The organism is Rhodanobacter sp. FW510-R10, from assembly GCF_058781105.1.
The window spans coordinates 2,434,825-2,449,039 of record NZ_JBYSWL010000001.1 but is presented as its reverse complement, the minus strand read 5'-3'; the positions used below and the strand labels follow the sequence as shown (position 1 = coordinate 2,449,039).

General features: G+C 65.4%; 6 protein-coding genes. 4 read left to right on the top strand and 2 right to left on the bottom strand.

Going from position 1 to position 14,215, the window contains the following annotated elements; all coding sequences use genetic code 11:
* Positions 1 to 86: 86 nt before the first annotated feature.
* A complete protein-coding gene (locus tag AC3WJB_RS10460; protein WP_492681301.1) occupies positions 87 to 4,610 on the bottom strand; it encodes a DEAD/DEAH box helicase in 4,524 nt (1,507 codons plus the stop codon).
* Between the two features lie 255 nt (positions 4,611 to 4,865).
* Here AC3WJB_RS10460 and AC3WJB_RS10455 point away from each other — a divergent pair, with 255 nt between their 5' ends.
* From AC3WJB_RS10455 to AC3WJB_RS10440, 4 genes are all read left to right on the top strand, one after another.
* Complete coding sequence (locus AC3WJB_RS10455; RefSeq protein WP_492681299.1) at positions 4,866 to 7,712, top strand: M14 family metallopeptidase; 2,847 nt, start codon at positions 4,866 to 4,868, stop codon at positions 7,710 to 7,712.
* A 302-nt stretch (positions 7,713 to 8,014) separates the two neighbouring features.
* Entirely contained in the window at positions 8,015 to 9,670 is a 1,656-nt protein-coding gene (locus AC3WJB_RS10450) for an amidohydrolase family protein (RefSeq protein ID WP_492681297.1), read from the top strand.
* A gap of 437 nt (positions 9,671 to 10,107) precedes the next feature.
* Positions 10,108 to 11,991 carry a hypothetical protein gene (locus AC3WJB_RS10445; RefSeq protein ID WP_492681295.1) on the top strand — a complete coding sequence of 628 codons (1,884 nt, stop codon included), beginning with the start codon at positions 10,108 to 10,110 and terminating at the stop codon, positions 11,989 to 11,991.
* 392 nt (positions 11,992 to 12,383) lie between these two features.
* Positions 12,384 to 13,025 carry a hypothetical protein gene (locus tag AC3WJB_RS10440; RefSeq protein ID WP_492681293.1) on the top strand — a complete coding sequence of 214 codons (642 nt, stop codon included), beginning with the start codon at positions 12,384 to 12,386 and terminating at the stop codon, positions 13,023 to 13,025.
* A 312-nt stretch (positions 13,026 to 13,337) separates the two neighbouring features.
* Here AC3WJB_RS10440 and AC3WJB_RS10435 read toward each other — a convergent pair whose 3' ends face one another.
* Entirely contained in the window at positions 13,338 to 14,093 is a 756-nt protein-coding gene (locus tag AC3WJB_RS10435; RefSeq protein WP_492681291.1) for a M90 family metallopeptidase, read from the bottom strand.
* Between the last annotated feature and the right edge of the window lie 122 nt (positions 14,094 to 14,215).

The window sequence follows — 14,215 nt, the reverse complement described above, 5'->3', positions numbered from 1 at the left end:
GCCACTCGTCCCAACGGCCGCCGGCGGTACCCGGAACCTGGCGGGTCATCATCCACGACACCGCCCTCGCCCACAACTGCCGACGTTCAGTCGGCCGGCCCCACGAGAATTGCGGGCCTTTCGTCTTGCGCACCGGACAATGCGGCGTGGCGCAGCAAGGCCTGTCTTGCCTGCTGCCATTCGCTCGACGGCAGTTCGACGAGCGGCGTGGCCTTGCCGCCAACCAGGGCGGCAATTGCCGCGCCGTCGCGATACAGCAGCCGTGAGCCGGCCAGCGCTGGCACCTTGTCGCCAGCGAGTACGGTGCCAACCAGGTTCAGCGGATCGCTGCCGCTGATGCAGACCAGTTCGCCGTCGTCCGCGCGGGAGCGCGCAGCGCGCAGCGGTGCGATGGCTTCGGGCAGGGCAAACTGCTCGCCGACCAGGCCCTCGACAAAGCGGCCACCACGAATCTCGCCACGCGCCTCCAACCGATGGTAGACGCGCAGCAGGTCACGCCAGGGCGGCAGCCAAGAAGCCTCGCGCTCCAGCAATTTCCAGAACACCACGCCATAACGGCGCAGCAGGGTACGGGCGATGTGTTCGAGCGCCTCGGGCGCGGGTTTGCCGTCGGTTGCGGCCACGCCGCGCACCAGGGCCCAGCGCCCCGCGTCCTCGATGCCGGCGAACTGGTGGCGGCGCATGCGCCGATGCCGGCTGCCGTCGCGCTTCGCCGCCGGCAGCAGCAGGGCGCGCAGACCGGCAAAGCTGTCCGCGTTGATCTGGCCGCCGGCCACCAGCTCGCCCAGGGCACCTTCCAACTCGGTGCGCAGCAGGCGGGTAGCGGACATCAACTCGTCGAAGAACAGCGCGCCCTGCTCGCGCAAGACATCGGCGACGGCCTGGGCCCGCGAGGACAGCAGTGCCTCCTGCGGGTCGCCGGCAGCAATGGACGTCCAGGTGCCGATGTCGCGTCGTGGCAGCAGGACAATGGGCGTACTGCGCACCGGACCGCCACCTCCACCAGCGCGCAGGCGGCTCCAGCCGGTGCGTCCGGCGCGGCAGAGCTCGTCCAGCCAATGGCTCGCGTAGTCGTCGATGCGCGCCGTTAGCAGCTCGCCCTCCCAGGCGCCGGCCGCCGCCTCGTATCCCTCCAGTTGCGCGAGCGTAGTCACCAGCGCATCTGGCCCACTCAGCCGCGCTGCTGCGGACACGTGTTGCCAGTCGAACAGGAAGCGCATCAACGTGCGCCTGCTGACCGGTTCAATCTCGCGGCGCAGCCGGCCGATGGTGTAGCGATGGATGCGTGCCAGCAGGTGGCGCTCGCACCATTCGGTGTCGCCGGCGGCGGGGCTGAAGCGGCCTTGCATCACATAGCCTTCGGATTGCAGGCGCAGCAGCGCCAGCCCCACTTCACCGACGTTGACGCCGATGGAGCGCGCCAGTTCGTCCGCGGTGACAGGGCCGAGTCCGCCGAGGCGGCGGCGCACCAGCTCCAGCAGCGCGTCGCCACGCGCCCAGCCCTGGGCGGCGTATTCGGCCGGCGCGGCAATCCGTGGCTGCATTGGCGAGTCGGGAAACAATGCTCGCCACAGCGGCAACGTCTCCGCCGTCGTCCACACCTGCGGACCGCAAGTCTCTCCGTCACTCCCTGGCCAGGGGAGAGGGAGTAGGCGTGTCGCCCTCTGGGCTTTCGCCAGCGCCTGCAGTTGCCCGTTCCAGCCGGTGTTGGCAGCAGCTTCGGTCGCGGTGACGAAACCCAGCAAGGTCAGCGCCTCGTGCATTTCGTCGGCGTCGCGCACCCGTGGCCAGGCTTCGTCGCGCACGGCGGCAATGGCTTCGGGATCGAGGCGGCCGAGCTCGTCCGCGTTGTCGGCGCCGTTCCATTGGCGGGCCTGCACGGCGTGGGTGCGGCGCTCTTCCAGCGGCGCGTCGTCGAGGAAGGCGTACGGCGCCGCGCCCAGTACTTCGGCGGCGAGCGGACTGGGCGCGGGGAGGTCGCGTGCGACGACTTCAATCTCGCCGGCTTCCAGCCTGCGCAGGATCGCCAGCAGCCCGTCCACGTCCATCGCCTCGTGCAGGCAGTCATACATGGTCTGCTTGACCAGCGGGTGATCAGGCACCTCACGCTCGCCCACGATGTTTTCCAGGCAGGCAACCTGGTCGGGGAACACCGCGGCAAGCAGGTCCTCGCTCTTCATGCGCTGCAGCGGTGGCGGGGTCTTCTTGCCGGAGGTGAACCGCGGCAGCGCCAGCGCAGTGACCGCATTCCAGCGCCAGCGCGCGGGAAACAATGGAGCATCGAGCAGCGCCTGCACCAGCACCTGCTCGGCGGTATTGGAGTGCAGGTAGTGGGCGACGTCCTCGAGCGGGAAGCTGTGGCTGGTGGACAGCGAAAGCACGATCGCATCCTCGGTCGCCGCCGCCTGCAGCTCGAAGTTGAACTGGCGGCAGAAGCGCTTGCGCAGCGCGAGGCCCCAGGCGCGGTTGACGCGGCTGCCCCAGGGCGTGTGGAGCACCAGCTGGGTGCCGCCGGATTCGTCGAAGAAGCGCTCCAGCACGAGCGTGCGTTGGCTGGGCAATACGCCGAGCGCAGCCTTGGCGCGGGCCAGGTAGTCCATGAGTTGCTGGGCGGCGGATTCGCCGAGGCCGAGTTCCTCGCGCAGCCATGCAAGTGCGCGCGCCTTGCTCCCCTCTCCCGTTGGGAGAGGGGCCGGGGGAGCGGGTGCGGGCGGAGCGTGGATGTTCATGGCGTCGCCCGTACCCTCACCCCAACCCCTCTCCCGAGGGGAGAGGGGTTCAAGAAGAGCGGACAGTTCCTCGCGCAGGCGCGACACGCCGTACGACAGCTCGTCGCTGCGGCCCGGCGCCTCACCCAGCCAGAACGGGATGTTGGGTGGCGCGCCGCGCGCGTCCTCCACGCGCAGGCGGTCTCGCTCGACGCGCTGGATGCGGTAGCTGGCGTTGCCGAGCTGGAAGATGTCGCCGGCCATGCTCTCGACCGCGAAGTCTTCGTTGACCGTGCCGACGATGATCGCCTGCGGTTCCAGCACCACCTTATAGTCCGCGGTGTCGGGAATGGTGCCGCCGGAGGTGAGTGCGGTGAGCCGGGCGTTGCGCCGCGGTCGCAGTTGCCGGTTCACCGCGTCGCGATGGATGTAGGCGGCACGGGGTCCCTGGCGGGTAGTGAAGCCCTCGGTCAGCATGTGCACCACCGCGTCGAATTCGCCGCGCGACAACTCACGATACGGCCAGGCGCGCCGCACCAGCGCGTACAGCGCATCCTCGTCCCACGTCGCGCAGGCGACCTCGGCCACGATCTGCTGGGCCAGCACGTCGAGCGGCTGCGGCGGCACGACCAGGGCATCCAGCTCGCCCCGGCGCACGCAGTCGAGCAGCGCGGTGCATTCGAGGAGGTCATCTCGCGTGGCCGGGAACAGCCTCGCCTTTGCCATGCCACCGATATGGTGGCCGGACCGGCCCGCCCGTTGCAGGAAGGCGGCGATCGAGCGCGGCGAGCCGAGCTGGCAGACCAGATCGACCTCGCCGATGTCGATGCCGAGCTCCAGCGAGGCAGTCGCCACCAGCACCTTCAGCTCGCCGCGCTTCAGCCGCTGTTCGGCGTCCAGCCGCAACTCCTTGGCCAGGCTGCCGTGGTGCGCCGCCACCACGTCCTTGCCCAGGCGCTCGGACAGATGCCGAGCCGCGCGCTCGGCCATGCGCCGCGTGTTGACGAAGATCAGGGTCGTGCGATGTGCCTGGACCAGCTCGACGAGGCGGTGGTAGACCAGCTCCCAACTGTCGTTCGACATCACCGCTTCCAGCGGCACCGGCGGCACCTCGATGGCGAGGTCGCGCGGGCGCGCGTGGCCGACATCGATGACGGTGCAGTTGCCCTCCCCCAAGCCCCTCCGCAAGCCGGCGGCTTCGTCGTCCGACGGAAATGCCAAGGCTGGGGTGCCGACCAGGAAGGCGGCGACTGTCTCGATGGGTTTTTGCGTCGCCGACAGCCCGATCCGCAGCAGGCGCCGCCGGCACAAGGATTCCAGCCGTTCCAGCGACAGCGCCAGGTGCGAGCCGCGCTTGCTGCCCGCGATGGCGTGGATCTCGTCGACGATGACCGTGCGCGCGCCACCCAGCATCCCGCGGCCCGAGGCCGAGCCCAGCAGCACGTACAGCGATTCGGGTGTGGTCACCAGGATGTGGGGCGGCCGCTTGCGCAGCGCGCTGCGTTCGGCCTGCGGGGTGTCACCGGTACGCACGGCGGTGCGGATCGCCACGTCGGGCAAGCCGAGCCTCACCAGTTCCGCACGGATGCCCTGGAGCGGCTCCTCCAGGTTGACGTGGATGTCGTTGGACAGCGCCTTGAGCGGCGAGACATAGACCACGCTGGTGGCATCCGCGAGCGTCCCGCCGTGGGCCACGCCCTCGCGTACCAGCGCGTCGATCGCGGCGAGGAACGCGGTGAGTGTCTTGCCCGAGCCGGTGGGTGCCGCCACCAGCGTGTGTTGGCCGGAGCGGATGGCCGGCCACGCCGCGGCCTGCGCCGCGGTGGGTGCGGCAAAGCGCTGCCGGAACCAGCTGGCCACGGCTGGATGGAAGGCGTCGATCGGGCTGGGATTCACGGCCATCGGCACAAGCCAGCGATGGAGGAACGGTTCATTGCAGCATAGATGGGGGCGACGCATCCGTGCTCAATCAGTACGCACCAGCCGTTCACGTTGGCGCAGGCCGGCCGATGCCACGGCCTGGTCGATCGAGCGCGGCGGTGGCCACCAGGCGTCGATCACGCCGCCAGCACTGCACGTGACATCGAGGCCAGACGGTGAACTCGGCGCGCTCTTCCCTTACTCTTGTGCACCTTGGTGACCACAGGGGAGCACTTCATGTTCAATCGCGCGTTCGCACGTTGCTGCCTGCTGCTTGCAGGCATGCTGTTGGCCACGACTCCCGTACTGGCGCAAACGCGGGCTCCCGAGATGGCCGCTGCCGGCAACGCCGCCGCGATCACGACGCCACAGGAGTTCTTCGGCTTCAACATCGGCGATGACTACCAGCAGGTCAACTACACCAAGGCGGTCGAATACTGGAAGAAACTGGCCACCGAAACGGATCGCATGAAGCTGGTGGACATCGGCAAGACCGAGATGGGCAAGACCGAGTGGATGGTGATCATCTCCGCACCCGAGAACATCCAGCAGCTCGACCACTATCGCGAGATCAGCGCGCGGCTCGCGCGGGCCAAGGACCTCGATGACGCCGAAGCGCACAAGCTGGCGGCCGCAGGCAAGGCTGTGGTGTGGATCGATGGCGGCCTGCATTCGGAGGAAACCGTGGGCTTCCACCAACTGGTGCAGAGCATCTACGAGATGGTCAGCCGCAACGACCCGGAGACCCTGCGCCTGTTGCACGACGTCATTGGCCTGTACGTGCCGGTCAATCCCGACGGCGTCGAACTGGTGTCCGATTGGTACAACCGCATCGCCACGCCCGACAAACGCACCATGGCGCCCGGCCTGCCCACGGTCTACAACAAGTACGTCGGACATGACGACAACCGCGACTCCTACATGTCCAACATGCAGGAGACCATCAACATGAACAAGGTCCTGTACCAGGAGTGGTTCCCGCAGATCCTCTACAACCACCACCAGACTGGCCCAGCCGGCGCGGTCATCTTCATGCCGCCGTTCCGTGATCCGTTCAACTACAACTACGATCCGCTGGTGCCGCTCAACATCGAGGCGGTGGGCACGGCCATGCACATGCGCCTGGTGTCGCGCGGCATGGGTGGTTCGGCGCAGCGCACCGGTGCGAACTACTCCACCTGGTGGGACGGCGGCGTGCGGACCACCGCCTATTTCCACAACATCACCGGCCTGCTGACCGAGATCATCGGCAGCCCGAATCCAATCCAGATCGCGCTGATCCCGGCCAAACAGTTGCCGAACGGTGACTGGCCACTACCGATCGCCCCGCAGACCTGGCACTACAGCCAGTCCATCGCCTACGAGCTGCAAAACAACCGCGCGGTACTCGACTACGCCTCGCGCAACCGCGAAGACCTGCTGTACAACATCTATTCGATGGGTCGCAACCAGATCCGCCAAGGCAGCGAGGATTCATGGGTCATCACGCCCGACCGCATTGCCGCCCTGGAAGCCGCCGACGCCAAGCAGAAGGCCGCCAAAGGCGCGAAGGCTGACGCGGACGAAAACCCGTTCCGTCCGCGTGGCGCCGATCCCTCGCTCTACGCCACCGTGCTGCACGATCCCGCCTACCGCGCGCCGCGTGGCTACATCATCCCGAGCGACCAGTCGGACTTCGCCACCGCCACCAAGTTCGTCAACGTGCTGATCAAGAATGGCATCGAGATCCAGCGCGCCACCACTGCGTTCACCGTCGCCGGCAAACGCTACCCGGCTGGCAGCTACGTGGTGATGTCGGCGCAGGCCGCCCGGCCTTTCATCCTGGACATGTTCGAGCCGCAGAACTACCCGAACGACCTGGCCTATCCGGGCGGCCCGCCGGTGCCGCCCTATGACATCGCGGGCTGGACCGTGGCCCTGCAGATGGGCGTGGATTTCGTGCGCGAGCTGGATGGTTTCACCGGCCCGTTCGAGTCGCTGCCGTTTGGCCAGTTGCAGCCTATGCCTGTCTATGGTGTGACCGGTACGGCCAAACCCGCCGGCTACGTCATCAGCCACGAGCTCAACAACGCCTTCCTCGTCACCAACCGCCTGCTCAAGGCTGGCGCCTCCGTGTACTGGATGCAGGCGCCGCAGTCGGCTGACGGCAAGGATCTGGGCACCGGCGCGATCTATGTCCCCTCCGGCCCGCAGGTGCTGCCCATCCTCACCGCGGCTGCCAAGGACCTGGGCGTGGCGTCGCACGGAGTGGCCAGCGCTCCGGCCGGCGCGGCGATGAAGCTCAAGCCGATCCGTATTGGGCTGTACGACGAATACGGTGGCAGCATGCCCAGCGGCTGGACGCGCTGGCTGCTGGAGCAATACGAATTCCCGTTCCAACTGGTGTTCACGCCAGAGCTCGACGCCGGCAAACTGCGCAACAAGTTCGACGTGCTGCTGTTCGTGGACAGCGGCATCGGTGACAGCGGTCGCCGCCGTCGCCCCCGCCCCACGCCTACGGCTGCGGAACTTGCGACCGTGCCTGCCCAGTGGCGCGCGCGCATGGGCTCGATGAGCGCCGAAAAAACCGTACCCGCGCTCAAGGCGTTCGTACAGGCAGGTGGCACGCTCTACACCATCGGCGCCGGCACTTCCCTGGCCGAAGCCGTGGGACTCCCGATCACCAGCGCGCTCACCGAGATTGGCGCGAATGGCAAGTCACAGCCCCTGCCACAGACGAAGTTCTACATCCCTGGCTCGCTGCTGCGCGTCACGTTGAACAACCGCGACCCTATTGCCTACGGCATGGGTGACAGTGTCGTGGTGGACTTCGATCACGACCCGGTCTTCCGCATCCTGCCCAATCGCACACTCGCCCCGACTGTGTCTGGCTGGTTCCAGGGCGATCAGACCCTGGTCAGCGGCTGGGCCAACGGCGAGGCCTATCTCGCCGGCAACGCCGCGATCGTCAGCGGCCGCATCGGCCAGGGCATGGTCTACGCAGTGGGTCCGGAGATCACGTTCCGCGGCCAGCCGCACGGCAGCTTCAAGTTACTGTTCAATGGCCTCTACGCCGGCACCGCCACGCCCGCCTCACCGAAGTAACCGGCGGCTTTCGGTGGAGCCTACCGCTGTATACGGGCGACACAGCGACGGCCTTGATCCCCTCTCCCCACGCTCCGCCGGGGGAGAGGGCTAGGGTGAGGGGCACTCTGGCTTCGGCCGTTACCCCGGAACACCGAGACCCCTCACCGCCACCGGGGCGAAGCGGTGGACCGTCCCATCTTTTGGCACGTGTGAGGGGAGCGTCCTTCCGTTAGCGTGGCATTACACAGCTTGCCGCGCGCATCGCATGGGGTTTGGCATACGGCCAGGATCCTCGCGGGGCAAGGCCCAGGAGGATACGAATGGACGGCATGCATGGCAATCCGATGTCCCGGATGATCCGACGCGCGGCAACCGCGTTCGCGCTGACAGCAGCGTTCGCGGTGGCTCCGGTATGGGCACAGATGCAAACGACGCCACCGCGCGGCGCAAACGACGGCGGTGGCCCGTACAACCGGCTGCTCATCTGGGGCGCAACGGTGATCGACGGTGCGGGTTCCCCGCCCTTTGGGCCAATGAACATCCTGGTCGAAGGCAACAACATCGTTTCCATCACGCCGGCCGATTTGAACAAGCGTCCGGAAAGTGTCGACCGCGTGATTGACGCCCGTGGCGAATACGTCACGCCCGGCTTCATCGACGTGCACGATCACTTGGGCGACACCAAGATCGACGGCAACGCGTCCTATGTATACAAGCTCTGGCTGGGTCACGGCATCACCACGGTGAAGGGCGTGCCGTTCGGCCCCGACCTCGCCTGGGACTTGAACCAGAGCAAGTTGAGCGAGGAAAACAAGATCGTCGCGCCGCGGCTCGTGGTCTGCTCCGGCTGGCTCGGCAACGGGGAAAAGGGTCAGTTCGAGACTCCGGACCAGGCCCGTGCCTGGGTGGAACACATCAACAAGCTCGGCATCAACTGCATGGGCGAGCTGTTCTCAATGTATCCGGATGTCGAGGCCGCGGTGCTGCAGACGGCGGACAAGTTGCACATGTGGACCCAATCGCACCTGAGCCAGAACCACGTGGGTCGCATGACCGCGGCCGACGCGGTCAAGCTCGGCCTCGATGAGGTAACGCATTTCTATGGCATCTTCGAGTCCATGCTCACCGGGCATTCCATCCAGGATTTCCCGCAGGAGTACAACTACAACAATGAGTACGACCGCTTCAGCAAGGTGGCACCGCTCTGGCGCCAGAGCGCCGAGCCGGGCAGCCAACCGTGGCAGGACCTGATCAAGCTGTTCCTCAAGCACGACACCGTCTTGAGTCCGACGATGAGCATCTACCTGGCGAGCCGCAATCCCATGGCCGCGCGCAATGCCGACTGGATGTCGCAGTACGTATTGCCCTCGCTATGGCAGTTCTTCGAGCCCAACCCGAAATCCCACGGCTCGTATTTTTATCACTGGACCAGTGCCGACGAAGCCGACTGGCACCATTTCTATGCGAAGTGGATGGCCTTCATCAAGGACTACAACGATGCTGGCGGCCGCATCACGGTCGGCGAGGACACCGCTTTCATTTACCAGGTGGATGGCTTTGGCTACATCCAGGAACTGGCGCTGCTGCAGGAGGCCGGGCTGACGCCGCTGGAGATCATCCGCGCGGCGACGTTGAATGGGGCCGAGACCATCTTCATGCCGCGCAAGCCCTGGGGCAAGCCGATTGAGTACGGCCTGGTGCGCCCGGGGATGAAGGCGGACCTGCTGGTCTTCAAGCAGAACCCGCTGAGCGATTTCAACATGCTCTACGGCACCGGCGCACTGCGGCTGGACGAGAAGACCGGCAAGGCCGAACGCGTGCACGCGCTGCAGTACACGATCAGCAAGGGCGTCGTCTATGACAGCCAAAAGCTGCTCGCCGACGTACGCGCCATGGTGGCTGAGGCCAAGCGCAAGGCCGGCCCGAACCTGGACATGCCGCACGTGCCGCTCGCGGGGGCCGCGGGTTCCAACTAGCCTTCCATACCCAGGTCCCCGTCGCTCATCTCCGCTTCCCAAACATCAGGGCTTGACACGATGCGCAAGTGATTGATGCGTAAGACGAAAGGCGGAATTCTCGGGATGCTTAAAACCAGTCCAAGGCCGTTTCTTCAAGGGTTCCTGACGCTGGATGCACCGTTCTTGAGCGCCCTGGTTGGGCGTGCTGAAGTCTGCGTAATTACGCGCCAATCTCGCTCGGGGTCGCCGACGGCAACGATCTCGCGGTGGCGCAATCGCTGCTGCTGGGCAAGACTTTCACGAACATGTGGACGAGGTATGGTTGGCGTCCGTGGCGCTGAACTGTGCCGCCTGTTCCAGCTGGTTTCGACTTCGCTTGCATACCTCCGCTTCTTGCTGGAGACTTTTGGGTACAGAGGCGGTTATGCCGCCGGGGAAGCGTCCGGGGGCACCATGTGACCGATCCCGACGAACCATCCGAACCGTCCTCCGAGCCGGCCGAGGAGCACGGCTTCATCGCCGAGTTGCAGCGTCGTAATGTGCTGCGCGCGGCGCTGTTGTATGGCGGCGCAATATGGGCGACCGCGCAGGGCATCACGGTACTGGGGCCCGCGGTCGGCCTGCCCGATTGGGTCACGCGCTGGTTCCTGGTTGCCGGAGTCATCGGTTTCCCATTCTTCATGACCTTTGCCTGGCTCTTCGAGTTCACGCCGGGCGGCCTGAAACTCGAGAGCGAGACCGAGGTCGGGCGCCGGCGCGGCGGGTTCGGCCACATCACGGAACGGAAACTCGACTACTGGATCATCGGCGTGCTTGTCGTCGCGGTCGTGTTGCTCCTGACCAACCAGTTCGTCCTGCGCCGCGACGCGAACAGCATGGCGGCCGCGGCCGATGCCCGAACCTTGACGGCCGAGTTGGCCAAGCTTCCCAGCAAGTCCGTCGCCGTGCTACCGCTGGCCAACGAAAGCGATGACCCCAAGCAGCAGTACTTTTCCGACGGCCTGTCCGAAGAGCTGATCTCCGATCTCACCCAGATTGACGGGCTGAAGGTGATCGGCAAGTACTCGAGTTTCAAGTTTCGCGACAGCACGGCCACGCCGGGCGAGATCGGTCTGGCACTGGGTGCGGCCCATCTCATCCTGGGCTCCGTACGGCAACAGGGCGACCGGATCCGCGTCACGGTCAGCATGATCCGCGCCACCGACGGCAGCAGTGTCTGGTCGCACAGCTACGAAGAGCAACTGAAGGACGTGTTCGCGATCCAGTCGCAGATCGGCCGTGCTGTAGCCGACGCGCTCAAGATCAAGCTGCTGGGGAAGTCGATCGTGTCCGACGACAAGCCGCCGAGCGGCAACGTCGAGGCCTATCAGTTCATGCTGCAGGGACGCACCATCATGCGTCGCGGCACTGAAGGCAGCATTCGCCAGGGCATTGCCCTGTTCCATCAGGCGCTGAAGCTCGATCCGGCCTACGCCTACGCATGGGGGTTGCTGTCCAATGCATCGGTCAATCTGGGCGTGCTGTTCCTGACCGGCGAGGCACGCCAGCAAGCCTACGCACAGGCGCGCGCGGCAGGGAACAGGGAACAACTGCTGGCACCGGATGCGGCGCATACCCACACTGACCGCGGTTACCTGCTTGCGACCATCGACAACGACCCCGTTGGAGCGCTGGCTGAGTATCAGCGGGCCTATGCGCTGGCGCCGAACGGAACGAACAGCATGAATTTCGTGGCAGGTGGCCTCGAGAACCTCGGACACCTGCAGGCCGCGGTGGAGATGTACCACAAGATCCTCGCCACCGACCCGCTGCGCGTCGATATCTATTCCAACCTGGCGCTCGGCTTGCTGGGGCAACGCGAACTCGATGCCGCCGAACAGGTCACGCGCAAGGCGCTGGCCCTGCAGCCGGATTTCCCCGGGTTGTATGCAACCCTGACGGAGATCGACGTCTTGCGTGGTGATGCGGGTGCTGCGCACAACGACGCCGCAAAGGAGGCCGATCCGACCTGGGGCCCGTGGGCACGACTACTGGCACAACAGATCGGGCACGATCGCCACCAGGCCGATGAGGCGCTGCGGGATTACATCGCCAAACAAGGCAAGGATCAGCCTTATTTTGTTGCCGATATCTATGCCTTGCGCAAGCAACCGGACGCGATGTTCGATTGGCTGCAACGCGCCTGGAGTCAGAACGATCCGGTTTTCTCCGGTCTGCTCACCGATCCCTTTGTACTGGCCTACCAGCACGACCCGCGTTTTGCCTCCCTGTGCAAACAGGCCGGCCTGCCGCTTCCGGGTACGGCGTTGCCGGGGGTGGGCAGCTCCGGCGAGCGCTAATTGTCGGCGGACTGCGTGAAGTGGGCATGGTGCAACGATGGCCGGGTGGAGGTGAAGCAACCCGGTGACGGACGCGACTGGATCGCCGGGTTGACGCTGGCGGCCGGTGCGACAAGCTCGAGGAGCCGTATCCAGGCGTATGAGCCGTCTGCCGCTCCATCGGCGTCAGGAAACGTGACACTTTGCCCAAAGCGATCGGCATCCCGATAAGAACCTGTCGGCACACGCCTCCCTGGAGAAGCCCGTGCCAGGCGGAAGCTGAATTGTCGTCGAGAAAACTTACATAACCTGCCTAGGGCGCGGACGTTATCACAGCAGGATCAATCTGTTGCACGCTGGCACGAGCAATGCAACGCGTAGACGAATTGTTCACGACAAAGGAGCTTTGTGCCATGAAACGTTTCCTTGTCCTTGCTTTTATGATGTTGGCGGCGATCATCGTCGCGCCGAGCGCACTGGCGACACGGGTGATTTTCGATCCACCGTCCGGCGTCGCGCCACCCGCCGGCACCGACTGTACCTTGGGCATCCCGCCTCTCGACGACTACACGCCGTGCAACATCAGCAAACTCAACACCCCGTATGCGGTGCAGTTTGTGGATTGCAGCACGCTTACGGGCTTGTCGCCTGCGGCTTCGGGTTGGTGCCTGTTCATGACCAACGTCACCGGCGGTCCGCTGCGCACATTCACGTTCAATTTTACCGCCCCCAGTGGAGGCTCCGCGGATCATACCGATGAGCTCACCTGCGGCAGCCAGCCGCCCGGCTTTGCGACGGACAACTGCGTGGACGGTCTGCGTGTAAGCGCTGGCGACGTGCTGGACCTGTCATTTTTTGCGCCGCTTCCAGCCAACCAAAACTTTTATTTGATAACCGATTTCTTCAATTCGCCGGGTACCGCGACCGTGACCGTACAGGTATCCGAACCGGGTGAATTAGGCTTGTTTGGATTCGGCCTGCTCGCGCTTGGCGTGGCCCTCGGTTGGAAGCGGCGCGGGGCAGCTCGCTACCATCGCAATGAAGAGGCTGCGTAATCATCCTGTTGTTGTGGTCAACCCTCCCCGTTTGCAGATCTGTCCATAACCAACCCCAACCATCGGGTCGGCTTTTTTGTTCCGGAAAAGTCGCAACGAACAGGTTGTCGTATGAATGCGAAGTCCCATCCGCAAACAACCAGCTGAAGCTCTTTGGAAGCGTTTCACCCGAGGCGCGATTCCTTGGGCGTCGACACTCCACATTGGGGCAGCAGGAGATCGGCGACGCGTGTCGCGGGCGATATATCGGTGTACGGCGCACAGTGGGGAAGCGCACGTTCCGGCGAAATGGTGACCCGCTTTGGTTGCGTCCTAGAGCGGATGCTGCCGGTAGAACAGCTCGAGCTGGCGGTAGACGTCTGGCAGGTGTTCGCGCAAGTTGGCCGGCGCTTCGAAGAACTGCTCGCTGACGACGGAGAAGAACTCGGCCGGGCTTTCCAAGGCGTAGGGATCAATCGGCAACTCAGCGCCACTGCGCTGCTCCTTGCGTAGGCTCTCCCAGGCCTCCGAAAACACCCGCGACCACGTGCGGCGATCCATGCGCCGGTGCAGCGGTGGGAAACCGTTGGCGTCGCCGTTCTGCATGTCGAGCTTGTGTGCCATCTCGTGGATGATGACGTTATGCCCCGGCACCTTGCGGTCTTCCAGTATATCGGCCCAGGACAGGATCACCGGCCCGCGCTCCCAGGCCTCGCCGGACAGTACGGAATCGCCCTGGTGCAGCACCCCTGCTTCGTCGAGGTGCTCGCGGCGCGGGATGAAGGCCGTCGGGTAAACGATGACGCTGTGCCAGCCGTCGTACCAGTCGAGGCCGAGTTTCAGGATCGGCATGCAGGCATGGGCCCCCAGCAGGACGCGGTCGGCATCGTCCAGCTGCAAGCCCTGGACGGGTTCCAGCGCCTTGCGCTGCAGGAACAGCGTGACCAGCACACGCAATGCAGCCTGGTCGGAAGCGCCCAGCCGCCGCGCCGGCGCGCAATGGCGCAGCGCATGCCGCCAGTGCGTCTCGGCAATCGGACGCCTGGCGACGATGCGTCGTACCCGCCAGTTGCGGAGCTTGTCGAACATGGCCACCTGCCGAGGACGTTGCCACCAAGGATCGGGGCCGCCATGCGCTTTCTCAAGCCGGGTCACCGGACCCTCACCGGATGGATGGCCGGCCGAACTGACGGCAGGGGCACCCTGCCCAT